Raw genomic sequence first — 24553 nt, 5'->3', positions numbered from 1 at the left:
TCAATCATATTACTCCACGGAAGGGAAAGTCATGACCGAACCTGCCGACCTCGTAGCCGAGATCGAAGCGCTGGAAAACAAGCTGCAAGAGGCCAAGGCCTCGATCACCCGCCGCTTCATCGGGCAGGAGAGGGTCGTGGACCTGACTCTGACCGCGCTTTTGTGTGGCGGCCACGCCCTTCTGATCGGTCTGCCGGGGTTGGGCAAAACGCGTCTGGTCGAGACTCTGTCAACGGTGATGGGCCTGCATGGCAACCGCATTCAGTTCACGCCCGACCTGATGCCCGCCGATATTCTGGGCTCTGAGGTGTTGGATACTGCCGACGATGGCAGCCGCCATTTCCGTTTCATTCCCGGCCCGATCTTCTGTCAGCTGTTGATGGCGGACGAGATCAACCGGGCAAGTCCACGGACCCAGTCGGCGCTGTTGCAGGCGATGCAGGAACGTACAGTGACCGTAGCGGGTGAGGATCGTTCATTGGGTACACCGTTCCATGTGCTGGCAACGCAAAACCCGATTGAACAGGAGGGCACCTATCCGCTGCCCGAAGCTCAGCTTGACCGATTTCTGGTGCAGATCGATGTCGAATACCCCGACCGTCAGACCGAGCGGGATATTCTGCTGGCCACAACCGGGGTTGAAGAAGAGGAAGCGCATCAGATTTTCAGCAAGGAAGAGTTGCTGGCTGCGCAGGTCCTGTTGCGTAGGATGCCGGTCGGAGAATCCGTCGTTGAACTGATCCTTGATCTGGTCCGAGCCTTCCGTCCTGAAGAAACAGGAGTATCCGAGCGGGTTGCCGAAACCGTGGCCTGGGGCCCGGGCCCTCGTGCAGCGCAGGCGCTGATGATGACGGTGCGGGCGCGTGCGATTTTGCAGGGACGTCTGGCACCCAATGCCGAAGATGTTCTGGACATGGCGCGCCCGGTGCTCAGCCATCGGATGGCACTGAACTTTGCGGCACGGGCGCGCGGTGACAGTCTCGCTGATCTGATCGACTCGACCGCTGTTGGACTGATCCGGACCGAGGCAGCGGCGTGAATGCCGCGCTGACCCTTCGTGAAAGATCTGAAGCCGAGGCATCACGGCTGCCGCCCCTGTTGGCGCGGGCAGAGCATTTGGCAGGTACCGTTTTGCTGGGCGACCACGGTCGACGGCGGTCCGGTATGGGGGATGATTTCTGGCAATACCGCCCGGCCCAGATCGGCGATAGCCGTCGCATGATAGATCATCGCCGCTCGGCTCGTGGGGATCAGCAATTTGTACGTGAACGGGAGTGGCAGATAGCGCAATCCGTGATGCTTTGGGTCGATCAGGGGGCTTCGATGCGGTTTGCGTCCGACATAACCTTGCCCACCAAGGCGGATCGCGCCCGCCTGCTGGGGCTGGCGACCTCGATCCTTCTGGTGCGCGGCGGTGAACGTGTCGGCCTGACAGGCACGACCTTGCCGCCCCGGCGCGGCAATGCGCAGATCATCCGGCTGGCGCAGGCCTGGTGCGAGGATGATCAAACGGATTACGCCCCGCCTGAACACCGTGCCATGATCCCTCATGCCAGCGCCGTGTTCATCTCTGATTTTCTTGGTCCCATGGACGAAGTCGAACTGGCCCTGACCAAAGCTGCCGACCGTGGCGTGCGCGGCGTGGTTCTGCAGGTGCTGGACCCGAGCGAAGAGTCGTTTCCCTACCGTGGCCGCACCGTTTTCGAAAGCGTTGGCGGTTCTGTCCGACATGAAACGCTTAAGGCCGCAGAGTTACGGGACCGTTATCTGGACCGCCTCGCGCGCCGCAAGGACGCGCTGACGCAGTTATGCCGAGCGACGGGCTGGCAACTGGGCCTGCATCATACCGGTGATAGTGCGCAAGCGGCTCTGCTGTGGCTCTATCGTGCGCTGGACGGGGGAACGCGATGACGGTTCTGGCGGGCATCGGCTTTACCGCGCCCTGGGTTTTGCTGGGTCTTCTGACCCTGCCGATCCTGTGGCTCATCCTGCGGGCCGTACCGCCCGCGCCGATCCGCCGGATGTTCCCGGCGGTAACGCTTTTGTTGGGCCTGAAGGATGACGAAAGCGTTTCGGACCGCACCCCGTGGTGGTTGCTGCTGCTGCGGATGTTAGCTGCTGCTGCGATCATTTTCGGGCTGGCAGGGCCGGTCCTGAACCCATCTCGGGATGAAACCGGAACCGGGCCTCTTCTGCTGGTTCTGGATGCCAGTTGGGCCGGTGCCACGCGCTGGCCGGCGACACTGGACCAGATAGAAACACAATTGTCCGAAGCCGGGCGCGCGGGCCGAACTATTGCGATTCTGCGCCTGACAGAGCCGGAAACACCTGTTTTTCAGGCCGCAGAGGCATGGCAGGGGCGTTTACCCGGACTGACCCCACACCCCTGGCAGCCGAATGCGGATCAGATTGCTCAGACCATTGCCGCGTTGAACGCCGTTGAGGGCGGGTTTGATACCCATTGGTTCAGTGACCGGTTGAACTATTCAAACCACGCTGAACTGGTTTCAAGCTTGCAGGCGCGCGGCGAAGTGACGGTCTATCAGGCGGCGTCTCGGCCCGTTGCGATCCTGCCAGCGGCCTATCAGGACGGGCTGATCCAATTGACCGTACAGCGTGCAGGCCCCGGACCGGAAGACCGTGTGACGGTTTTGGCGCAAGGACGTGATCCGGCGGGAACGGCCCGGGTGTTGCATTCTGTTGAGCTGACCCTTGAAGCCGGCGAAACCACGGCGCAGGTCGATCTGGCACTGCCGTCGGAGTTGCGCGCCCGTATCACGCGGTTTGAGATTCAGGGCCAAAGGTCCGCCGGGGCCGTGACCCTGACCGATGACAGTCTGCGTCGGCGCGAGGTCGCACTGATTGCCGGAACCCTCAACCGTGAAGGGCTGGAGCTGTTGTCGCCTCTGCATTACCTGACACAGGTCCTGATCCCGACCGCGGATTTTGTCGATGGCGGCCTGCTTGAGGTTCTGCCCGCCAACCCGGATGTGATCGTCCTGTCGGACGTGGCGCAGATGTCGGAACCGGAAAAGGCCGCGTTGATCGAATGGGTCGAACAGGGCGGCCTGCTGCTGCGTTTTGCCGGTCCGCGCATGGCGGCCAGCGATCTGGGGCGGGACACCGAAGACACCCTGTTACCGGCACGGCTGCGCAGCGGTGGGCGATCCGTCGGCGGCGCGATGAGCTGGGGTGAAGCCAAGACGCTGGCTCCATTCCCTGAGAACTCTCCTTTTTACGGCTTGGCTATCCCGAATGACGTGGTTGTCTCGACACAAGTCATGGCCCAACCAGACCCTAATCTTGCGGATCGCGTGATTGCTTCGCTGTCCGACGGGACGCCGTTGGTGACGCGCAAGGCACTGGGGCTTGGGCAGGTAGTGCTGTTTCACGTAACTGCGGATGCCGAATGGTCCAGCCTGCCGCTGTCAGGCCTGTTCGTCGAGATGCTGGATCGTTTGGCCGTGTCCTCAGCAGCCAAATCGCGGCAAGAAGCGCAGTTGCAGGGCACCACGTGGGAACCGGTTCAGATCATGGACGGGTTTGGAGCCTTGTCGGATGCTGGAACGCTGGCAGGTGTGGATGGGGTTCAGCTGATCTCGGGCCAGATCGGGCCAGAGTTGCGTCCGGGTCTCTATGAAAGCGGCAAACAGAAGCTGGCATTGAACGTGGTTTCGGAAGAAACCGAGCTGCGCCCGGTGATCTGGCCCGCCAATGTGCCGATCAAAGGGCAGGAGGTCAGCACGGAAACCCCGCTTGGTGGCCTGTTGCTCAGCCTCGCACTGATCTTGCTGACGGTTGACGTAATTGCCTCTCTGGCTCTGTCGGGCAGGTTGGGTCTGGCCCGAACGACAGCTGCGGCGCTGGCAGCTTTTCTGCTGGTGCCGGAAGTACAGGCGCAGACGCCCGAAGATACCGAGTTCGCCTTGGCGGCAACGCAAGAACTTGTGCTGGCGCATGTGCTGACGGGTGACGCGCAGGTGGACGACATTGCCGAGGCCGGAATGCGGGGCTTGGCGCAAACCCTGTTCTTTCGCACTTCCGTCGAACCGGCGGACCCAATCGGCGTTGATCTGGAACGAGACGAGCTGGCATTCTTTCCGCTGCTTTATTGGCCCATTACACCGAACCAGCCGCAACCTTCGGCTGAGGCGTATATCAAACTGAACGCATATTTGCGCTCGGGTGGGATGATCCTGTTTGACACGCGTGATGCGGACATCGCCGGTTTTGGCGCATCCAGCCCGAATGGCCGCAGGTTGCAACAACTGGCCGGACCGCTGAATATCCCTGCATTAGAGCCGATTCCCCGCGATCATGTCCTGACCAGAACATTCTATTTACTTCAGGATTTCCCGGGTCGCTATTCCGGTACCGAGGTTTGGGTCGAAGCTGCGCCCGGGGATGCAGAACAGATCGAGGGGATGCCTTTCCGCAACCTCAATGACAATGTGACACCGGTGGTTATCGGCGGCAATGACTGGGCCGGGGCCTGGGCCGTGGATCGTAACGGACAAGCCCTGTTGCCTGTAGGTCGCGGCTATGCCGGGGAACGGCAACGCGAACTGGCAAATCGGTTTGGCGTAAATCTTGTGATGCACGTTCTGACCGGGAACTACAAATCCGATCAGGTCCATGTGCCCGCACTTTTGGACAGGTTGGGACAATGACCGGAACCGTCATATTCGACCCACTGATTCCGTGGCCGTTTTTGGCTGCTGTGGGGGCGGTTGCCGCTGTTGGAGTAGGTCTGGCCTTGTGGCGCGGCTTGTCGGGCTGGGCCCTGCGGGGATTGGCAGCTTTGGTTGTCATCGCTGCACTGTCCGGTCCGGTCTATCAGATCGAAGACCGTGCTCGGCTGACCGATATCGTTTTGATGATCGAGGATGAAAGTGCCAGCCAGACACTTTCGGACCGGGCCCGGCAAACTGCCCAGGCCGCCGAAGAACTGGCCGCTGAGATTGAGGCACGAGATAATACGGAACTGCGCCGCATTCGGGTCGGCGACGGTGAGGGGGATGAGGGCACGCAGGTCATGGCTGCCCTGAATGAAGCTCTGGCCGAAGAACCGCGCGCGCGCATCGCAGGCATTCTGGTGGTATCGGATGGGCTTGTGCATGACGCTGATCAGGCCCCGGAATTGCCAGCGCCGATGCATCTTCTGCAAACCGGGCGTGCAGACGACTGGGATCGCAGGCTTATCGTCCGAAATGCACCTGCCTTTGCCATCATCGGAGAATCAGTGACTTTGACCCTGCGCGTTGAAGACAGCGGAGCAGCCCCCGCGGGTGCCGCGACAGCGCCGCTGGAGATTTCCGTGGATGGTGGCGAGCCGCAGCAGCTGAGTATTCCAATCGGTCGGGACGTAGAACTGCCTGTCACTCTGCCGCATGGCGGGCGCAATGTGATCCAGTTTTCCGTGCCTCAGGCCGATGGTGAGTTGACCGACCGCAACAATACCGCGCTGATCCAGATGAACGGCGTTCGGGATCGCCTGCGCGTGTTGCTGGTCTCGGGTGAGCCGCATCCCGGTGGGCGCACATGGCGTAACCTGCTGAAATCCGACAGTTCCGTAGACCTGGTGCACTTCACCATCCTGCGTCCGCCCGAGAAACAGGACGGCGTGCCCGTCGATGAACTGTCACTCATCGCTTTCCCAACGCGTGAACTGTTTCTGGAAAAGATCAACGATTTCGACCTGATCATCTTCGACCGCTACAAGCGGCGGGGCATCCTGCCGGCGATCTACCTGGACAATGTCACCAACTATATCAACGATGGCGGCGCAGTTCTGATTGCTGCTGGTCCCGATTTCGCAAGTGCAGATAGCATTTTCCGGTCGCCGCTGGCACCGATATTGCCTGCTCAACCTTCCGCGCGTGTCTTTGAGGAACGTTATGTGCCGATGGTCAGCGAGTTAGGTCAGCGCCATCCGGTGACAACAAATCTTGGCGATCCCGCGGATTGGGGCGCCTGGTTGCGCCAGATTGATGTGAACCATCGCTCGGGCGAGGTACTGATGACAGGCATTGACGAACGCCCCTTGCTGGTTCTGGATCGCGTGGGCAAAGGGCGTGTTGCAATGCTGGCTTCGGACCATGCCTGGCTGTGGAGTCGCGGCTTTGAAGGTGGCGGCCCACAACTGGAGCTTTTGCGCAGGTTGGCCCATTGGATGATGAAGGAACCCGAACTTGAGGAAGAGGCGCTGTGGGCCGAAGCCAACGGACAATCCATGCGCATCATTCGACAGACGCTTGGGGATGACGTGGGTCCGGTGACTGTGACGCGCCCGAACGGCGAAACGCTGGAAATCACTTTGCAAGAGGTCTCTCCGGGGCGGTTCGAAGCGTTATACTATGGGCCCGAGATTGGTCTTTATCGTTTGCAGGAAGGCGACCACACGGCCGTGATTGGCCTTGGCCCCGCCGCGCCGAAGGAATTTGAACGCACCATCGCTACAGGGGATATCCTTGAACCGGTTCTGGCCAATATGCGTGGCGGCGTGATCCGGCTGGAAGATGGATTGCCGTCGATCCGAAACGTGCGCGCCGGGCGTCCAGCGGCCGGTCGGGGCTGGATCGGTCTGACGCCTCGCGATGCCTACGAGACAAGGGATGTGACCCAAGCGGGGCTGCTGCCTCCTTGGCTGGTTTTGCTGTTGGCAGGTGGTTTCCTGTTGGGAGGTTGGCTGCGTGAGGGGCGGCGCTAATCGATCCTGATTGCGACCCTGTCGGACTGACCTTGAGAATCCACCACGACAAGTGAGGTGAAACCGGCCCCCGGATTGGGGATTTTGAACTCTCTTTGCCGCTGCCCGGTCAGCAAGGGTACTCCATCTGCCAGTACGGAAAACGGTCCGACGCCGCCACGCAGTTTGACCGTCAAAGGTGCTCCGAATGTCTCTAACACAGCGTTATTGGGAGGAAACAGCAAGTCCGGCGCGGAAGGATCATCTTCGAAAGCTTTTGTGCGGGGGCGAAATCGCTGCAAAGGTTGCGGCAATTGGGCAGCGCCGACAAGCAGGGTCGAGGGCGGCGGTGGACGCAGGGGCGTGAGGTCGGGTTTCAACAGGTTGAAAGCCTCGGCCAGAAGCGGCGCGGCAAGATCGCCCCCAAATGCACCGGGAACAGGCGTTCCATCAGCCCGTCCCAGCCAGATCCCGATGACGTGCCGCCCGTCAAAGCCGATGGCCCAGGCATCGCGGTGGCCATAAGATGTGCCGGTTTTGTAGGCAAGCGACCCTGTTGCATTGCCCGCCGGTGGCGAAACCCCGGCCAGAATGTCCGCAACCTGCCAGGCAGAGGTTTCTGACAGAACGCGCTGAGTTTGCCGCGCCTCCGCAAGCGTATCGTGAAACAGGATCGGGCCTGTGCCACCAGCCGCCAGAGTGGCGTAAACCTGAACCAGATCGTGCAGGCTCAACCCCACGCCGCCCAAAGAAATCGCCAATCCGGGTGTGCCACCATTCAGACGCGGTTCCGAGCCGGCCAACCGCAATGCCGTCATCACACGAGCGGGCCCCAGTTCATTCGTCAGCCGCACAACGGGGATGTTCAGCGACAATTGCAATGCATCCCGCACCCGGACATCTCCACGGAATGCGCCATCAAAATTGCGCGGCGCGTACCGACCGAACATGACGGGGCTGTCGCTGATCAAGGTCTCGGGATGGGCCAGCCCCTGATCGAAGGCCAGCCCGTAGACCAGAGGTTTCAGGGTCGATCCGGGAGACCGTACGGCCCGGGTCATATCCACGAACCCCTGACGCGCATCTTGATACCCGGCAGATCCGACCGATGCCAGAACCTCGCCGCTGCGATGATCGGCCACGATCAGGGCCCCGGAAACGCGCGGTCCGACACGGGTGACGGCCTGGGCCACCAAGGTTTCCAGCCGGGCCTGCAATCCGGCATCCAGCGTCAGGTCGAAGGCTCGGGTCGCGGGTGCTTGCCGCGCCACACGGTCAGTCAGATGTGGTGCAAGGCGCGGAAACGAATTCATCCGATCCGGAAGAGCTTCGGTCAAAGCCACGCGCGCTTCAACACCGGTCAGGACGTTATGGCCTTCAAGCCTGCGCAGCACCCGGTCACGCGCTTCTCGGGCGGCCTCTGGGTTACGATCCGGACGCTGCGCTTCCGGAGATTGCGGCAACGCAACCAACAGGGCTGTCTGTGCAGGGGTCAGCCGGGCGGCGTCCTTTCCAAACCACGCGCGGGTGCCGGCGCGGAGTCCTTCCAGATTACCACCATAAGGGGCATGGGTCAGATAAAGGTTCAGGATTTGCTGTTTGCTAAGGCGCCGCTCCAACGCCAATGCGACTCTGATCTGGCGAAATTTTCCGCTCCAGCGCCCGGTCGGGCCATCTTCGATCAACCGTGCCACCTGCATGGTCAGGGTGGACCCACCCGACACGTTACGCCCGTTCCACAGGCTTTGCCCAGCGGCCCGCAGCATCGCGATGGGGTCCACTCCGGCGTGGGTCCAGAACCGTTTATCCTCGTACCGGATCAGCATGGCGATGAATTTCGGATCGACTGCGCCGGGCCGTAGTCGCCAGATGCCATCCTCGACTGGAAATGCACGCAGAAGGTCGCCATTCCGGTCTCGCATCTCGACCGAAGTTTCAGCCAGAACGGGAGGGAGGGTTGTGGCGTCGACCCAGCGGTCAACACCATCCCGCGCCAGTGCCGTCAGGTAGAGTGCTCCGGCCAGCGCAAACAAAAGCCGCGACCGCCTAGGCATGACAGCCATCCAAGCAGTGGTATGGTGCAAGGCTGATCACTGAACCTCAACCTGCCTGGTCGACGTACGCGCGCGGTTCTGCGGGCGGTACATATCTTCGACCGAGGCTGCAGGATGATGGAACACGCCCGGCGTTACGGCGCGCGCCACGTAGGCCAGCGTTACCCTCTCACGACCGGACAAATCAACGGCGGCCAGGAACCGGTCCGAACGGAACTCGGTATGGGTAGCGTCGGACAGGTCCAGCCAGTCGAGTGCCCGCACATCGCCCGAGCGGAGCAGGCTCGGGTTGTCGATCTCGATCCCGGCGGATAGCGGATCGTCCACCATCAACCGTGCTCCGCCGCTTTCGAACGGTGTTACTTGCAGTACTGTGACGAACCGGTCACCCACGGCAAAGCTGTTTGCGTCGATCAAATCGCCATCCATCGAGTAGTACTGCCGTTCGATCGCGTAGCCGGTGCCGCCCGCCTCCGGCGGAGATTCCGGAATGCCCGTGATCGTCAAGGTGATATCCGTCGCCTGACCGTCGGCGGCCATGATGTTGATATCATCCGCCTGTCCGGATTGCAGAACCTTCACAAACGGACCAGAAACCGGCGCGCCGTTGACCATCAAGCCCGATTCCGTTGTGTCAGACACAAGCTCGTGCGCCGCCAGCAACGACCACGTGGCCTCCTGAGTAGACAGCGGCGTGCGGCCTGTGCTCACCCGTTGGATCAAAGCATCGCGGTCAATCGCCTCGCTACCTGCGCCCACGGCAAGGGTCAACAGACCGGCCGCATCCCGCAGGTAGGTGCCGTAGTCAGCGCGCCAGACGTTCTGTTGCTGGTTCTGTTGCCGATCCAGCATTAGCGCGGCACGGTTGAACATCGAATCCGCACGGGTCTGGTCGCCGTAAGAGGCCAGAGCTGCGCCCAGTTGTGCCGCCGCCAGAGGGGTGTCGAAGGCATCCCCTTTAACATCAGCGTAATAGCGCAGATCGCCCATCGAGGCCGCGCCTTCCCGTGCAAGAACCATCAGGGCATAGGCGATGTCCTGACCGCCTTCGTCAAAATCTGGTGCATAATTGACCCTGTTCCGAAGGTTATCCATTGCCTGAGCGAAAGCCCGGTCTGGCACGGGATGTCCCTGAGTGCGGGCACGGGACAGGAAGTCGGTCACATAGGCGTCCAGCCAGAAATCCCCGCTGCCTGCGCGCCACAGGCCAAAGGCTCCGTTCGCGGCCTGACGGGTCAGGATGCTGCGGATCGAATCGCCGATGCGCTGATCCACCACCGGACCATCCCCCAGCCCCGAGGCTTGCGCAACGGATGACAGGTACAGCAACGGCAGCGCTTTGCTGGTGATCTGTTCGGTGCAGCCATAGGGGTAACGGTTCAGCTGATCCAGCAGTCCGGGTGTGTCGAATTTTGCCAATGCTCCGGCGGACAGAATGGCCTTGGCCGAGCCCGGCTGGAACCCGTCAAACACATCCTGTGAAAACAGGAAGCTGTCGCCTGCGCCCAAGGCAAAACGCCGCGTCTGCGCAATCACCGGATCATTGGCGCGCACCGGCATCCGCAGGGTTTGCGACAGGTCGCGCCCATCAGGCGTGGTGATCGACACGCTGATTTCAGGATCGCCGACGGCGCTGGCCGTGATCGGGATCTCGAAAACCGCCTTGCCACCGTCCTCCAGCACAAAGCTGGCTGGTGCCGCGCCCAGTTCCAAACCGTTGGAGGCGGTCAGGCCAAGTGCCATTTCTCCGGGCGTGCCATCCGCATGGACGATCTCAAGACGCATTCGGCTTTGATCGCCTGGGGCAAGGAAGCGCGGAAGGCTGGCGGTGACGACCACAGGGTCGCGGACGATCATTTCGGCTTCGGCCTGGCCGACGGCTTTGTGCGACCACGCGACGGCCATCAGGCGGACGGTTCCGTTGAAGGCGGGAAGGGGAATGTCGATCTCAACCTCACCATCCGCACCGATCTCGACCGGGCCACTGAACACGGCCATCAGGTCTTGCGTCGGCGGCGGAGACTGGCGACGCATCCCGTTGTCACTGTCGCCGCCCGAGCGCACTGTGCCCATGGCTCCGGTCATGCCGTCGATCAGTCGCCCGTAGACATCCCGCAGATCAACGCCCAGACGACGCTGCCCGAAATAGTATCCTTGCGGGTCCGGGCTTTCGAACCCGGTGAGGTTCAGAATGCCCACATCGACAGCGGCCAGGGTCAGCCAGACCGGATCATTGTCTGCGGCGTTTTCGACCCTGATACGGGCTTTTTGCGTCTGACGTGGTGCGATGACCTCGGGCACATCGACAGTTACGGAGAGTTTGTGGTCCTCTGGATCGATGCTGGCATGGGCCACACCCATCGCCCGCGCCGGGTTCTGACCGGCTGCAACATCCATTGGGCGGATCACGGTTGCGGTGACATAAGCCCCTGCGCCCCAATCCTTCGTTACCTCAATGGGTATCAGAGTTTCACCTTCCGGCACTTCAACCATTTGGCGATGGACCAGACGGTTCGAAAGGACTTCAATCTGAGCGACACCGGCCATTCGCGGTACAATCCGCAACTGCGCCGTATCCCCGATGCGATAGCTGTCGCGATCCAACGACATTTCAAGCCGGTCCGGCGTGGTCGATGCATCGGCTGCCTGATACCAGCCCGCATGGAAATCGATAGCGGTTTCTGCATACGTCCCATCGACACGCTGCACCACCAGTTCATAGCGCCCCCATTTCACCGGCTGTGTCAGCGTCAGAGGGTCGGTAGAGACGTCCACTTCGCCAGTGGCGACACGGCTGCGGCGCGTAGTTGGTTCCCAATTCCAGTTGCCGTACAGCTGATACCATTGAAAGCGCGTTTCGACCTTGTTCAGCGTCCAGCGCAGACGCATCGGGCTGGGCGTCAGGTCAGGGGAAAGGCCGACAATCTCAAACGCAGCCTCCGTGCCTTCCGGGATGACCTCGTCGAACAGGGGCTTGACGCCAATAACAGGGTGCGGCGGCAAGACAGGCGCGGTCAGGCGACGCTCAACCGGGCGGCCCGAGCCATCGGCCAGTCGGGCGATGATCTCGACCTCGATCGGCTTTCCTTCAGTCTCTAATGCAGGGACTTCGACCGCCACAGTTGCTTGACCCGCCGTGTCTGTGTGCATGTCACCGAAATATGTGCTCTTGATCGAGGTCTCTGCATCATAGCGACCAAAGCGATAACCTCCGTAGCCCGGAACCGTGTCCGCCGGGCGCGCGATGACCTGCCCATCGATGCTCAGGTCAGACCCCGGCACACCAAACAGATAGCGCGCGTCGATCGAGAGTGGTGGACTATCGCCGGGGCGCAAGGGTGCGTCGGGCAGGGTCAGGTCAAAATCGATACGTTCGGGCAGGAAATCCTCGACGAGCACGGTCTGACGCGCCAGTGTATCGCCCTTGGGATCGGATTTGATTTCAATCTTCCATGCGCCACGCGGCACGTCTGCGGCCACAGGCAGGGCAAAGACATGACCCCCGGCAACGCCGCCATCCGAGACAGACCGGCGGTATTCCACCCCGTCCGGGCGATACAGGATTGCAGTCAGAGGCAGGCCCTCAATGGCCAGCGCCTTACCATCGCGGGACAGGGCAGTGACATGGATCACCTCTCCAGCCCGATAAGCACCTCGGTCGGTGGTCAGAAAGACATCGACCGGCCCCGCCGGCGCGCGCCCTTCAACGCCGCGATCCGATAGGTCAAAGGCAGGATCGGTCAGCGAGAGAAAGCTGAAATCGCTGTCATCACTTGCCGCCGTCACCAGAGCAGGCGCACTGGCCCCTTTTCCGCGCGTCAGGCCCGGATCGAAGCTTACATAGCCGGTTTCATCGGTCCGCGCCGTCGCGATGACAGCGTTCGCCTCTGAGACCAGCGAAACTTCGACACCTTCGCGCGGTACTGCATCGCTTAGCCCGCGCACGGTCACGTGCAGCCCGTCTGCGCCCAGGGCGGTGCTGATCCCCAGATCAGAAAGAACAAACCATTGCGTTGCGCCGGGATCGTCATAGGGATCGGCTCCCGGAACGCGGGCGGTCAATGCATAGATACCCGCAGGTTGATCAAAGAACGCTTCGGCCATGGGAAGACGTGCCGTCATGGTCTGGTTCAACTGGTTGGAAACCTCGGCAGTACCCGTCCAGATGTCCTGAGCAATCTCGTCCGAGAATTCTTCTTCCTGCCATTCACTGAGCGGACGGCCGAAAAAATCCTGTTGCACGGCACGCAAAAGGTTCCGGTCACTGACCCGCCGCAGGGTCAGGTCAAGTTCTGTCACATTGACCGTTTCGACAGGCAAGGCCGCATCCGCAGAATTCGGAAGGACATAGCTGCGCCCGGGAAACCGAACCGAAGGTGCCCGGTCGCGAACATAATGGGTCAGTTCAATGCTGCGGTTCAGTGCTTCGCCCGAGGCGGCAGGCAAGCTTTCGCGCAATGTCAGGCGATAGCGCAGGCCATGCGCAACCCCATCGACGCAGAGCTGGCTGTCATCGGCCTGCACGACCAGCCCGTCAGCGTCACGCTGAACGAAGGGATCATAATCAACCCCAGCCTTGACCAGAGGTTCCGAGAACTCAATACAAATCCTAGGGGCAGCCGCATCGCTTTCGACCGAGCTGTCGACCACGCGGAAGCCATATTTACCGATGGCGTTGTCCAAGGCGGCCAATACGTCTTCCCGCGGTTGCACCTGCTCGGCCAACCGAAGAACAGGGATCATGTCGCGCCCGCGCTCAACCTCTTCCAAGGCTTCTGCAAGTATCATCAGGGCAGCGATCTGGGAGCCGGAAGCATCGGCACGCAGATAGCCATTGATCGCCGCATTCAGCGCGCGATTGCGCAGATCGCGCCGCTCGTTCCAACCCGAAGGGTTCATGGCCAGCAGCAGGCGCGCATATTCCACCCAAAGATCCGGGGTGTCGCTGAGCGATACGGCGACACCCGTCCACTGCATCGCCTGCGTGACACTGCCCGCGTCGCGCGCGGCATCCAGAACGGCTTGCAGATCGTACCCTCCTGCCGGGTGCAGGAACCCCAAATCTCGGGCTTGTTTTGTTGCGCGACCAAGATCGTCAGAACTCAGGGCGCTCAATGCTTCAGCCTGTGTTTTTCCCAGGGTTAGAGACTTTTCAGTGCCTGGCACCTTTTGCGCAGACAGAGCCCCTTGATAGGTCTCTTGGCGGCTCACGCCACTTTTGGGAAAGCAGGCATCGGACCGGGTATTATAGGTGAACGCCGTACATTGCGCGTTGGCCGAGCAGGCCTGAATGCAGGACTTCAAATCGGTGTCGAACAAGGCATCCAGATCCGAGCCATAGAAATCCGTGTCCCGAGAGGCGACATAGCGGAATTCAGGCACCGCACTCTGCGCCAGAACCGCAGCAGTAAGGTTCAGAAGAAAAATTATGTAAGTTATTGAAATATAAACAAAGCGGCGCATGGTGCCCTCCTCTTTGGGCTCAGCCTTGCATGGCGCGCGCCTGTAGCGCAACGGCTTAAACAGTTTTTCATTCTCTGTCGCGATGCTGAAATCCGAACGTCCCGGAATCGATCATAATGAGTCTTGCGAACAAACTGGCACAGGAACGGCGTGCGCGTCTGGCAGCAGAACGAATGCTTGCCTTGAAACAGGCCGAACTTTCGACTGCAAATCGAAAACTGGGCCAACACGCCATGGCACTGACCAGGCGTATTGGTGAAACTCAGGCCGAAGTTGAAACTGTCCGCGGTGAAAACGAAAAGGTCAAATCCGATCTTACAGTCGCCCATGCCAAGATCGAGATTGCTGAACGCCGCCTGTGGCATTCGATCCAGACCATTCAGGACGGGTTTGCTTTCTTTGATGGCGACAGCAGGCTTATCAGCGCAAATGCAGCATATCTAAGTGTTTTTGAAGGCCTGGATGAAGTCGCACCGGGGATTTCCTATCAGCGGATTCTGCAATTGCTGACCACCGAAGGAATTGTAGACATTGGCGACGAAACTGCCGAGGAATGGCAGGCCAGAATGCAGGCCCGCTGGAATCGTTCCAGTCCACCTCCAATCGTCATGCAACTGTGGAACGGCCACTTCATCCGCCTGATCGATCAGCGTGGCAGCGGCGGTGACGTGGTCAGCCTGGCACTCAACATCACCGCGTCGGTCCGGCACGAAACAGAATTGAAGGCTGCCCGCCAACGGGCGGAAGCGGCCAACAGGGCCAAATCAGCCTTTCTCGCCAATATGAGCCACGAAATCCGCACGCCGATGAATGGTATCGTCGGTATGACCGAATTGCTTGATGAATCTCCTCTGGACGAAGAACAGCGGCTCTATGTCAACACGATCCGCAACTCGGGTGAGGCAATGTTGGTTATCATCAACGACGTGCTTGATTATTCCAAGATCGAGGCGGACAAACTGGTTCTACACCCTGAACCCTTCGATCTGGAGCGCTGCATCCTTGAGGTCGCGATGCTGTTGCAACCCAGCGTACGCGACAAGGGGCTCACCTTGCTTGTGGATTACGACCTTTTCCTGCCCACCCTTTTTGTAGGAGATCCCGGCCGAATACGGCAGGTTCTGACCAACCTGGTGGGCAACGCGGTCAAATTCACCAAGGAAGGGCATGTACTGGTCCGTGTGACAGGCGTTCCGCATTCCCAGGCTCAGACATGCGACATCCATGTTGCCATCGAAAATACCGGCATCGGCATAGACGCGGACAAGATCAACCACGTTTTTGGTGAGTTCAATCAGGTCGAAGATGAACGCAATCGTCAATTTGAAGGTACCGGGTTGGGTCTTGCCATCAGCAGGCGCCTAATCACCATGATGGGCGGTTCGGTCTGGATTGAAAGCGAACCGGGTCGGGGATCCTGTTTCGGGTTCAGGGTGTCGCTGCCCACGGCAGAAGGCCCACAGCCGGAACCTCCGAAACTGTCGGATTGCGTGAAACACGTCATGGTGGTCGAGGATCTGGCCGTAAACCGGGCCATTCTGGCGAAACAACTTGGCCGTTTAGGGGCCGAAGTGACGGTTTGCGCGTCAGGAGCCGAGGCGCTGGCAGAAATGCATGACGCAATTGAACTTGTCCTGTGCGATCATGATCTGCCAGATATGGATGGATTGGACCTGGCCATCACCCTTAAAGACCGTGGGTGGGGCGATGCCTCGGTCATCGTGATGTCTGCAAATCCATCTCTGATCCACACGCACCCGGCCCGCGACCTGATCAACGGTGTGTTGCAGAAGCCGATCCCCAGGGCCGAGTTGTATTCCAGGCTCGTGGCTCTCAGGGGTAATTCGCCGCCAAAATGTCGTTCTACGCAGCAAAGTTCCGTCTCTGACAAAGAAGAAACCAAGGTATTGGAAACAAGGCGCATGAAGATACTTGCGGCCGAAGACAATCATACCAATCAGCTGATCCTGAAAAAGATGGTCCAAGACCTGCAAATAGATTTGCGATTTGCCTCCAATGGGATTGAAGCCGTTGAGATCTTTCAGGAGTTTGACCCAGACTTGATCTTCATGGATATTTCCATGCCGAAGATGGACGGCAAACAGGCCACTACTGAAATCCGCAGGATTGAGGTCGAAACAGGGGGTCATGTCCCGATCGTTGCCTTGACGGCTCATGCAATGGCCGGTGACGACCAGGGCATCTTGTCAGCGGGGTTGGATTACTACATGACGAAACCTCTGCGCAAAAATCATATTCATCAAATGATCCTGCAACACCAACCAGACGGGGTAAGCAATGTTATGGACAATCACCTCGTCCAGGAGCATTCACCCATGTGTGACCGCAAACAGGATTCTGCTTCATCTGGCTGAAAATATCCCGCGGAGCGCGAGGGGCTGGCCCCTCGCTCAGACCCGCAGTCCAAAACCGTAGCTGTAAGAGTTATCGATCAAGCTGTCAGGGTCTCAGGCCGAATTGGGTCGAACAAAGACAGGTTTGTCCTCTTCCGACAGGTCAGCACGATACGCGTATCCGCCCGTATCGAAATCCAGCAGAGCTTTCGGGTCAGTCAGGCGGTGTTGAATGACATAGCGCGCCATTGCACCACGCGCCTTTTTGGCAAAGAAACTCACGATCTTCGGAGTGTCGTTCTTGTCTTCCATGAACACAGGAGTGACGACGCGCAGTTTCAAAGCGTGCGGGTCCACGGCACCGAAATACTCCTGACTGGCGCAGTTGATCAGAACGTCGCTGCCGATCTTGTCGCATTGTGCGTTCAGGGCCTTGCTCAACTGGTCGCGCCAATATTCATAAAGGTTCTTGCCGCGCCGGGTTTTTAGCTTGCTGCCCATCTCCAGTCTGTAGGGCTGTATCGCATCAAGTGGCCGCAAAACGCCATACAGGCCCGAGAGGATGCGCAGATGATCCTGTGCCCATGCCAATTCGTCAGGACCGAGCGAAGCTGCTTCCAGACCCTGATAGGTGTCACCTGCAAAGGCCAGCGCGGCCGGGCGCGTTGCCTTGGCGTCTGGCATGTCCGAAAAAGCACGATAGCGATCGCGATTCAGACGTGCCAGATCATCGCTTAGATCCATCAGCTTTTTCAGATCGCCAAGGGTCAGATTGCGTGCGGTTTTGGACAGTCTGATCGCATCATCCTGAAAATCGGGCTGTGTGACTTCAACGTCCCGCTCTGCCCAGTCCAGCCGCTTGGCCGGAGAAATCACTACCAGCATACCTGCCCTCTTTTCTTACCTGCTCTGGCGTATCTAGCCCGCCCCACGCAACACGTCCAGAAAGGCGGTGCCAAACCTTTCGTGACGTCGGTCGCCCAGCACCTGTTCAATCCCGCGCAGGTCGTCAGGGCGCATCTGAGCCACCTTCGCCAGTTGTGAGGCCGAGCAGGTCAGCGGCTTGTCTATCCCGTCTGGCCCGCGGGACAATTGAGACTGTACTTCGAGCAAGCGGTCATAAATTTCGCCCTGATCGCGTCCGGCCAGCTTGCGTCGCGCCGGATGAACGGTTTCCGCTGTGCCAGCGATCACCTCAAGAAAGGTATCGCCATAGCGTTCCAGCTTCTTTGCGCCAACACCACCAATACGTGCCATGTCGTCCAGTGTCATGGGGCGTTTTTCCGCCATTTCAATCAGGGTACGATCCGGAAAAATAACATAGGCCGGGACCCGCGCGGATTCTGCCAAAGCGCGTCTTTTCGCCTTGAGAGCAGAAAGCAATGGCGCATCTTCATCGGAGACCATGGCTCTCACGGCGGGGCGGCGGTTTGCCTTGCGCAGTGTGTCCTTGCGCAAGTTGATCCGTGCCTCTCCCTTCAGAATTGGTTTGGCGGCTTCGGTCATCCGCAAGGCGCCGTGACGTTCGGGATCGGGACGCACCAGATCGTGACCCATCATCTGGCGGAAGATGGCCTGCCATTGGGCGCGCGACCATTCTTTGCCGATGCCCCAGGTGGACAAACCATCATGACGGCGCGCGCGGATCTTGTCAGTCTCGTTCCCCAGAAGAATGTCGATCAGATGACCGCTGCCAAACCACTCATCAGTGCGAAGGATCGCAGACAAGGCCATTCGGACAGGCGTTGTGCCATCAAATATCTCAGGTGGTGTGTCGCACAGGTCGCACTTCCCACACGCTACCGCCTGTTCTCCGAAATAGCCCAACAGTGTCTGGCGGCGGCATTCCAGCGCCTCGGCCAACCCCAGTAGAGAATTCAACCGGGCATGATCGGCCATGCGGCGCTCGGGCGGAGCAAGACCCTCGTCAATCTGAGAGCGGCGCAGACGGATATCGTCGGGTCCGAACAGGGTCAGGGTTTCAGCGGGGCCACCGTCACGCCCAGCGCGCCCTATCTCCTGATAATACGCCTCGATCGATTTCGGCAGGTCGGCATGGGCGACCCACCTGATATCCGGTTTGTCGATGCCCATCCCAAAGGCAACTGTGGCAACCACGATCAGCCCGTCCTCGCGCGCGAAACGGCTTTCGACGATGCGGCGATCTTCGGCCTCCATACCCCCGTGATAGTGGCAGGCGGTGTGACCTTCTGCGCGCAAGGCTTGCGCCAGCACTTCGGTCTTGTTCCTTGTGCCACAATAGACGATGCCGGATTGTCCTTTGCGTGCCTCAGCGAAATCCAGAATCTGCTTGCGCGGTCCGTCCTTGGCAGCAAAGGCCAGATGGATGTTGGGCCGGTCGAACCCGCGCAGAAACTTGCGGGGTTCGGTGCCGTCGAACAGTTTTTCGACAATCTCGTCCTGCGTTTCGGCGTCTGCTGTCGCTGTGAAAGAGGCCAGCGGCACGTCCAAGGCGCGCCGCAGCTCTCCGATCCGCAAATAATCAGGGCGAAAATCGTGTCCCCATTGGCTGACACAATGGGCCTCGTCCACTGCAATAAGACTGACATTGATCCTGCGCAGCATCCCCAGCGCCGAACCCGCAGCCAGACGTTCTGGCGCCATGTAAAGCAGCTTGAGCCGTCCGGCCTCCAGCGCTTCCCAAACGGCATCTGTTTCTTCAGGGGAGTTGCCAGATGTTAGGGCGCCGGCCTCAACACCGGCTTCCTGCAACCCGCGCACTTGATCGCGCATCAGGGCGATCAGTGGAGAGATCACCACGGTCACCCCGTCGCGCAATAGGGCAGGCAGTTGAAAACAAAGGGATTTGCCACCCCCGGTAGGCATGATGGCCAGCACGTTTTCGCCCGCGGTCACGGCATCGACGATCTCTTCCTGCCCGGGGCGGAAATCGTCGAATCCAAAGACATCTCGCAGCAGGGGTGCGGCGTCGAACATGTGCGGGGGTGCCCTGTTATAAGGTTTATCTGCTCTTGGGACAGGACAATCACATACTAAGAATCGGTGAACAAGAGGTCAGTAGAAATAGACCGCATTGTTGATCAGGATGATCCGCAGGGCATACACACCGATCAGTACGACCAGAGGTGTTAGGTCGAGCCCACCCATATTGGGCAGAATACGGCGGATCGGGCCATAAATAGGCTCTAGAATACGGTTCAGTCCGTACCAGATTTGGGCAACCAGCTGTTGGTGCAGGTTAAGCACCTGAAAGTTGATCAGCCAGCTCATGATCACATGGGCCAGGATGATGAACCAGACAATGTCCAGGATCAGCAGCAGGATTTGGATCAGCGACAGCATGGGTTCTCCGTTCTCTTGTTGGCCGAGACCTAAGCACCCTTGCCGCAAAGAGCAAGTAGCCTGAACTCAACGCTTGCGAATTGGGCTAAAGGCCCGTCTTATAAAAGCAACGATAAACAGGGGCAGAGATGGCAGAAATATCCAAGCGCAGGCGCATCTGGGGCTGGTGGTTCTTTGACTGGGCCAGTCAGCCCTACCATACTTTGTTGGTTACGTTCGTTTTTGGCCCATACTTCGCGGGCGTTGCGGCCGGGTACTTCACCAATGAAGGGCTGGATGCGCAGGAGGCCGCTGCGCGAGCTCAGACGGTCTGGGCGAACTGCCTGACGATTACCGGGTTGATCATCGCGTTTGGCGCGCCGTTGCTGGGGGCGATGGCAGATGTCTCTGGTCGGCGAATCCCTTGGATCTTTGTCTTTTCGGTGATGTATGCCGTTGGTTCCGCTGCGCTTTGGTACACTCTGCCCGACGGCTCGAACATGTGGTTGATGCTGTCGGCCTTTGGTCTGGGCTTTGTCGGCGCGGAATACGCGCTGATCTTCATCAACTCACAGCTGCCCGATCTGGGAGATGACAGTGAAGTAGGTGAGATTTCGGGCTCAGGCTTTGCCTTTGGCTATTTTGGCGGCCTTATTTCGCTGGCGATCATGCTGGCATTGTTTGTGGAACAGGCCAACGGCAAGACGTTGATAGGTTTGAACCCCATATTCGGTCTGGACGCGTCGCAACAACAGGGAACCCGCTTTGTTGGACCATTCACTGCCAGTTGGTTCGTCCTTTTCATGGTGCCGTACTTCCTTTGGGTTCGTGAGGACGTGCCGACGGACAAGTCAGGCACCGTTCGTGAAGCACTGCGATTGCTGGCGAAATCGGTATCTAACCTGCGCCATCGCGTCAGTTTGGCCAGTTACCTCGGCTCGTCCATGTTCTATCGCGATGCGCTGAACGGATTGTACAGCTTCGGGGGTGTCTATGCCCGGCTGGTTCTGGAGTGGGACCTGATCAAAATCGGTGTTTTCGGAATTGTCAGCGTGTTGGCGGCTGCCGCGTTTTCATGGATCGGGGGAAAGCTGGACAAAAAGCTCGGCCCCAAACCAGTGATTTTGGCGGCAATCTGGGTGCTGATCTTCGTCTGCGTGACAATCGTGATGATGGACCGGACGCAGATTTACGGTATCGCACTACCCGAAGGCTCGAACCTGCCGGATATGGTGTTCTTTGGTTGCGGTGTTCTGATCGGAGGCATGGGCGGTATTCTGCAATCGGCCAGCCGCTCGATGATGGTGCGGCACACCGACCCCGAAGCCCCGGTGGAGAGCTTTGGACTTTATGGTCTGTCGGGCCGCGCGACCGCTTTTGCCGCGCCTTTGCTGATCGGGATTGCAACAACTGTGACCGGAAGTGCGCGGCTGGGGGTGTCACCCATCGTACTGTTGTTTATTCTGGGTCTATTCCTGATGCGTTGGGTGAGACCTGAAGGGGATCAGAGCGGATGATTTTATTACGTTATTTGGCATTTTTGGCCATCATGGCGCTGGCGAATACGGCGACGGCGCAGCCCCTGGCAAAGCAGTTGTTCGGGGCGCAGAAGGTAAGCTCGCAACAAAAAGCGGCTGCTTTCGGCAGTTATTCGCGTGGGTGCGCGGCTGGGTCGGTGCAATTGCTGGAAACCGGTCCGACGTGGCAGGCAATGCGTCTGTCGCGCAATCGAAACTGGGGACATCCCGAGGCAATCGATTACGTTCAGGACCTCAGCAAGTTTGCGGCACGGCAACCGGGTTGGAATGGTCTCTATATTGGGGATATCAGCCAGCCGCGGGGTGGCCCAATGACCTCGGGACACCGCTCTCATCAGCTAGGGCTGGATATCGATATCTGGATGCTTCCGGGCAATAACATGCGCCTGTCGCGCAAGGCGCGCGAGAACATCTCATCCATATCGCTGCGACGCTCGAACGGCGCCTACGTCAACAGCAACTGGACCAAACAGCATCATGCGGTGTTACGCGAAGCCGCCAAGGACAAACGCGTGGCGCGTATCTTCGTGTTCCCCGGGGCGAAGGTTCAGATGTGCAACGATGAAAAAGGCAATCGTGCTTACCTGCGCAAGATAAGGCCTTGGTGGGGGCATCACTACCATTTTCACGTGCGCCTGAAATGCCCTAGAGGATCAAAGGGATGCGTCAACCAGGATGCACCACCCAAGGGCGATGGCTGTGCCGAGGCGCAACAATGGGTGCGTAACATCTTGAACCCGCCGCCGCCCGACCCGAACGCGCCGCCGCCCAAGAAACGCCGGGAATATGTTCTGGCCGATTTGCCAAAACAATGCGCCGCCATCTTGCAATCCAAGTAAGTACGGCACTGTTTCTGGCTTCGGCGGCCTTGGGAGTGGATGTAAAAACTGCCACACACCAAGGCAGTTTTGCATGGCGTCACCAGGCGGATTGGTTCGGCGGATTCTCGGCGCTGCACATTTCGGACAATGGGCAGCAGATGATGGCGCTGAGCGACCGGGCCAGGTTGGTGACCGCGCGCATTGAGCGCCTTGATGGCGAGATCACCGGCCTGCGCATTCTGGGGCACTGGCCGGTTCTGTCCAGCAATGGGCACATCATGTCAGGCGGCGTTGGCGATTCCGAAGGGATTGCGGCGGCTCCGGACGGTGGGTTCTACATCTCATTTGAAGGGGTGCACCGCGTCGCCCATTACCCCGCACTGGGCACAAAGGCGCGTGTATTACCGCGCCCGCAGGCATTTCAGGACCTCGCCGACAATGGATCCTTTGAAGGTCTGGCCATCGATGGGCGCGGGCGGCTGTATACGCTACCGGAAACAAACCGCACCGCTCGTGGAGATATTCCCGTCTATCGCTGGAATGGCCAAACCTGGTCGACCCCTTTTGTTCTGCCCCAGCGTGGTTGGTTCAAGCCGGTTGCCGCTGATTTCGGTCCTGATGGACGATTTTATGTGTTGGAGCGAAGCCTCTCGGCAATCGGGTTTCGCTCGCGCCTGCGGCGATGGGATCTGGCAGGTAACGTGCCAAACGCCGAGGAAACCGTGTTCGAAACCGGAGCAGGGGCCCATGACAACCTCGAAGGCTTGTCGATCTGGCGGGATGATCACGGGCATTTGCGGGCCACGATGATTTCGGACGACAACTTTCTGGCACTGCAACGGACCGAGTTGGTCGAGTATCTGCTGCCCGATTGACACGCGGTACATGAAGGTCTAAACGCACAGCCTGCCTTGGGACGGTCCCTTGGCCAAGTCGCCGCTACCTTGTCAAAACGGGCATCAAAATATGCAACGCAACTTTATTCCCGGCATTCTTGCCATGGCCGCCATCGTGGTGGCCTCGAACATTCTGGTCCAGTTCCTGATCCTTGACGGGCTGTTGACTTGGGGTGCCTTCACCTATCCGCTGGCCTTTCTGGTCACTGACATCATGAACCGCGTCTATGGTGTGGGCCCGGCCCGCAAGGTCGTTTTCGCGGGCTTCGTCACCGGGGTGATCTGCTCTCTGATCGGCAGCCAGATCATGCTTCAGGGCGACGGCTTTACCTATGCTGCCGTGCCGCTGCGCATCGCCGTGGCCTCGGGCACCGCCTTCCTGATTGCGCAGCTGACCGACGTCACCGTGTTCAACGCCATGCGTGGCGGTCAATGGTGGCGCGCGCCGCTGGTATCGACTCTGGTAGGTTCAGCGCTGGATACCGCTTTGTTCTTCACCATCGCCTTCTCTGCCTCGGTCACCTTCTTTGGCGCCGATGCGGATGCTGCCATCAACTGGGCGTGGGAGCCCGTGCCCTTCATGCTGTCGGGTCCCGAGGCACCGCTGTGGGTGACGCTGGCCTTTGCCGACTGGTTGGTGAAACTGTCGCTGGCCCTGATCGCGCTGATCCCGTTCAAGGTGATCGTTGCGCGACTGACCGCTGCACAGCCTGCGTAAAAAAGTGCTTTGAGAATGGCGCATCTTGTGTCACGCTTCTTTCTAACCGCAACAGATAGAAAAGGAGGTGATCCAGTGTCAAGAAAGAGATTGGAGAGAGGTGTCGGAACAACCGGGGGGACCGCCTGCTAGGGCAGCCTTTGGCGGAGTGTTCGCTCCGGCTGGTCGATTGATCTAACCGACCCGACCTCCTGAACTTTCGAAGGGCCGTCCCGCCGGGGCGGCCCTTTCTGTTTTCACCCGTGCCAGTTATGGTCGAACCTATGTTGCGCATTACCGACGATATCACTCTGCAAGACTGGGAAATGACCGAGAGCTTTGTCCGCTCTTCCGGCCCTGGCGGGCAGAATGTGAACAAGGTCTCGACCGCCGTTGAGCTGAGGTTCGAGGCCGCGCGCTCCCCTTCTTTACCCGATCCGGTCAAGAACAGGCTGAAACGGTTGGCCGGGCGCCGCTGGACCAAGGATGGCGCGATCATCATCCAGTGTGAAGAAACACGGTCGCAAGCCCGCAATCGGGAAATCGCACGTACAAGGCTGGCCGAACTGATCACGCGTGCGCTGGTCCAACCCAAGCGGCGCATCGCAACAAAACCTACCTATGGCTCGGTCAAACGCAGGCTTGCGACGAAAAAGGCACGGGGTGACGTTAAGGCATTGCGAGGCAAGGTGTCCGAAGATTGATCTGGCATCTTGTCGGGGCGTTGATAGTCTGACCT

The 24553-nt window shown here is 59.5% G+C and carries 15 protein-coding genes; 10 read left to right on the top strand and 5 right to left on the bottom strand.

All coding sequences use genetic code 11. The features are described from left to right. Positions 1 to 31 precede the first annotated feature (31 nt). The 4 genes from AC2FEB_RS16700 to AC2FEB_RS16685 are packed head-to-tail and all read left to right on the top strand — an operon-like array spanning position 32 to position 6709. On the top strand, positions 32 to 1039 hold the full coding sequence (locus tag AC2FEB_RS16700) for an AAA family ATPase (RefSeq protein ID WP_496674506.1): 1008 nt from the start codon (positions 32 to 34) through the stop codon (positions 1037 to 1039). Beyond that, on the top strand, positions 1036 to 1911 hold the full coding sequence (locus AC2FEB_RS16695) for a DUF58 domain-containing protein (RefSeq protein ID WP_496674509.1): 876 nt from the start codon (positions 1036 to 1038) through the stop codon (positions 1909 to 1911). The genes AC2FEB_RS16700 and AC2FEB_RS16695 overlap by 4 nt, the downstream gene beginning before the upstream one ends. Then, a complete protein-coding gene (locus AC2FEB_RS16690) occupies positions 1908 to 4670 on the top strand; it encodes a DUF4159 domain-containing protein (protein WP_496674512.1) in 2763 nt (920 codons plus the stop codon). Before AC2FEB_RS16695 ends, AC2FEB_RS16690 begins: the two co-directional genes overlap by 4 nt. Next, a complete protein-coding gene (locus AC2FEB_RS16685) occupies positions 4667 to 6709 on the top strand; it encodes a hypothetical protein (RefSeq protein WP_496674515.1) in 2043 nt (680 codons plus the stop codon). The genes AC2FEB_RS16690 and AC2FEB_RS16685 overlap by 4 nt, the downstream gene beginning before the upstream one ends. Here the strand turns inward: AC2FEB_RS16685 and pbpC are convergent. Beyond that, positions 6706 to 8742 (bottom strand): penicillin-binding protein 1C, encoded by a 2037-nt coding sequence (gene pbpC, locus AC2FEB_RS16680; RefSeq protein ID WP_496674518.1) that lies wholly within the window; start codon positions 8740 to 8742, stop codon positions 6706 to 6708. The two genes, AC2FEB_RS16685 and pbpC, sit on opposite strands and share 4 nt — an antisense overlap. Positions 8743 to 8778: 36 nt before the next feature. After that, the gene (locus tag AC2FEB_RS16675) at positions 8779 to 14205 is read right to left on the bottom strand and encodes an alpha-2-macroglobulin family protein (RefSeq protein WP_496884224.1); all 5427 of its coding nucleotides are present in this window, start codon (positions 14203 to 14205) and stop codon (positions 8779 to 8781) included. 116 nt (positions 14206 to 14321) lie between these two features. Here AC2FEB_RS16675 and AC2FEB_RS16670 point away from each other — a divergent pair, with 116 nt between their 5' ends. Then, the gene (locus AC2FEB_RS16670) at positions 14322 to 16580 is read left to right on the top strand and encodes a response regulator (protein ID WP_496884223.1); all 2259 of its coding nucleotides are present in this window, start codon (positions 14322 to 14324) and stop codon (positions 16578 to 16580) included. A 93-nt stretch (positions 16581 to 16673) separates the two neighbouring features. Here AC2FEB_RS16670 and yaaA read toward each other — a convergent pair whose 3' ends face one another. The 3 genes from yaaA to AC2FEB_RS16655 form a co-directional block, all read right to left on the bottom strand. Beyond that, positions 16674 to 17444 carry a peroxide stress protein YaaA gene (yaaA, locus tag AC2FEB_RS16665; RefSeq protein ID WP_496674527.1) on the bottom strand — a complete coding sequence of 257 codons (771 nt, stop codon included), beginning with the start codon at positions 17442 to 17444 and terminating at the stop codon, positions 16674 to 16676. A gap of 33 nt (positions 17445 to 17477) precedes the next feature. Then, positions 17478 to 19517 (bottom strand): DNA helicase RecQ, encoded by a 2040-nt coding sequence (recQ, locus tag AC2FEB_RS16660; RefSeq protein ID WP_496674530.1) that lies wholly within the window; start codon positions 19515 to 19517, stop codon positions 17478 to 17480. A 78-nt stretch (positions 19518 to 19595) separates the two neighbouring features. After that, the gene (locus AC2FEB_RS16655; protein ID WP_117871642.1) at positions 19596 to 19883 is read right to left on the bottom strand and encodes a YggT family protein; all 288 of its coding nucleotides are present in this window, start codon (positions 19881 to 19883) and stop codon (positions 19596 to 19598) included. Between the two features lie 128 nt (positions 19884 to 20011). Between AC2FEB_RS16655 and AC2FEB_RS16650 the strand changes: the two genes are divergently transcribed. The 5 genes from AC2FEB_RS16650 to arfB all read left to right on the top strand — a co-directional run bounded on the left by AC2FEB_RS16650 (position 20012) and on the right by arfB (position 24518). Further along, entirely contained in the window at positions 20012 to 21379 is a 1368-nt protein-coding gene (locus AC2FEB_RS16650; RefSeq protein WP_496884222.1) for an MFS transporter, read from the top strand. Further along, complete coding sequence (mepA, locus tag AC2FEB_RS16645; RefSeq protein ID WP_299899627.1) at positions 21376 to 22239, top strand: penicillin-insensitive murein endopeptidase; 864 nt, start codon at positions 21376 to 21378, stop codon at positions 22237 to 22239. Before AC2FEB_RS16650 ends, mepA begins: the two co-directional genes overlap by 4 nt. Continuing rightward, positions 22212 to 23096 (top strand): esterase-like activity of phytase family protein, encoded by an 885-nt coding sequence (locus AC2FEB_RS16640; RefSeq protein WP_496674536.1) that lies wholly within the window; start codon positions 22212 to 22214, stop codon positions 23094 to 23096. The genes mepA and AC2FEB_RS16640 overlap by 28 nt, the downstream gene beginning before the upstream one ends. 91 nt (positions 23097 to 23187) lie before the next feature. Next, the gene (locus AC2FEB_RS16635; protein WP_117871650.1) at positions 23188 to 23835 is read left to right on the top strand and encodes a queuosine precursor transporter; all 648 of its coding nucleotides are present in this window, start codon (positions 23188 to 23190) and stop codon (positions 23833 to 23835) included. Positions 23836 to 24098: 263 nt separating this feature from the next. After that, positions 24099 to 24518, top strand: coding sequence for an alternative ribosome rescue aminoacyl-tRNA hydrolase ArfB (arfB, locus tag AC2FEB_RS16630; RefSeq protein ID WP_117872938.1), 420 nt, complete (start codon positions 24099 to 24101; stop codon positions 24516 to 24518). Positions 24519 to 24553 lie beyond the last annotated feature (35 nt).

This window comes from Ruegeria sp. YTSC106 (assembly GCF_059609765.1).
The sequence above is the reverse complement of the archived record's forward strand: the minus strand, read 5'-3'. Positions and strand labels throughout refer to the sequence as shown.

Bases quoted from the DNA above. Each gene is read 5' to 3' on its own strand.
- AC2FEB_RS16700 (WP_496674506.1), top strand. From the start codon at position 32: ATGACCGAACCTGCCGACCTCGTAGCCGAGATCGAAGCGCTGGAAAAC.
- AC2FEB_RS16690 (WP_496674512.1), top strand. From the start codon at position 1,908: ATGACGGTTCTGGCGGGCATCGGCTTTACCGCGCCCTGGGTTTTGCTG.
- AC2FEB_RS16685 (WP_496674515.1), top strand. From the start codon at position 4,667: ATGACCGGAACCGTCATATTCGACCCACTGATTCCGTGGCCGTTTTTG.
- pbpC (WP_496674518.1), bottom strand. From the start codon at position 8,742: ATGCCTAGGCGGTCGCGGCTTTTGTTTGCGCTGGCCGGAGCACTCTAC.
- AC2FEB_RS16675 (WP_496884224.1), bottom strand. From the start codon at position 14,205: ATGCGCCGCTTTGTTTATATTTCAATAACTTACATAATTTTTCTTCTG.
- AC2FEB_RS16670 (WP_496884223.1), top strand. From the start codon at position 14,322: ATGAGTCTTGCGAACAAACTGGCACAGGAACGGCGTGCGCGTCTGGCA.
- yaaA (WP_496674527.1), bottom strand. From the start codon at position 17,444: ATGCTGGTAGTGATTTCTCCGGCCAAGCGGCTGGACTGGGCAGAGCGG.
- recQ (WP_496674530.1), bottom strand. From the start codon at position 19,517: ATGTTCGACGCCGCACCCCTGCTGCGAGATGTCTTTGGATTCGACGAT.
- AC2FEB_RS16655 (WP_117871642.1), bottom strand. From the start codon at position 19,883: ATGCTGTCGCTGATCCAAATCCTGCTGCTGATCCTGGACATTGTCTGG.
- AC2FEB_RS16650 (WP_496884222.1), top strand. From the start codon at position 20,012: ATGGCAGAAATATCCAAGCGCAGGCGCATCTGGGGCTGGTGGTTCTTT.
- mepA (WP_299899627.1), top strand. From the start codon at position 21,376: ATGATTTTATTACGTTATTTGGCATTTTTGGCCATCATGGCGCTGGCG.
- AC2FEB_RS16640 (WP_496674536.1), top strand. From the start codon at position 22,212: ATGCGCCGCCATCTTGCAATCCAAGTAAGTACGGCACTGTTTCTGGCT.
- AC2FEB_RS16635 (WP_117871650.1), top strand. From the start codon at position 23,188: ATGCAACGCAACTTTATTCCCGGCATTCTTGCCATGGCCGCCATCGTG.
- arfB (WP_117872938.1), top strand. From the start codon at position 24,099: ATGTTGCGCATTACCGACGATATCACTCTGCAAGACTGGGAAATGACC.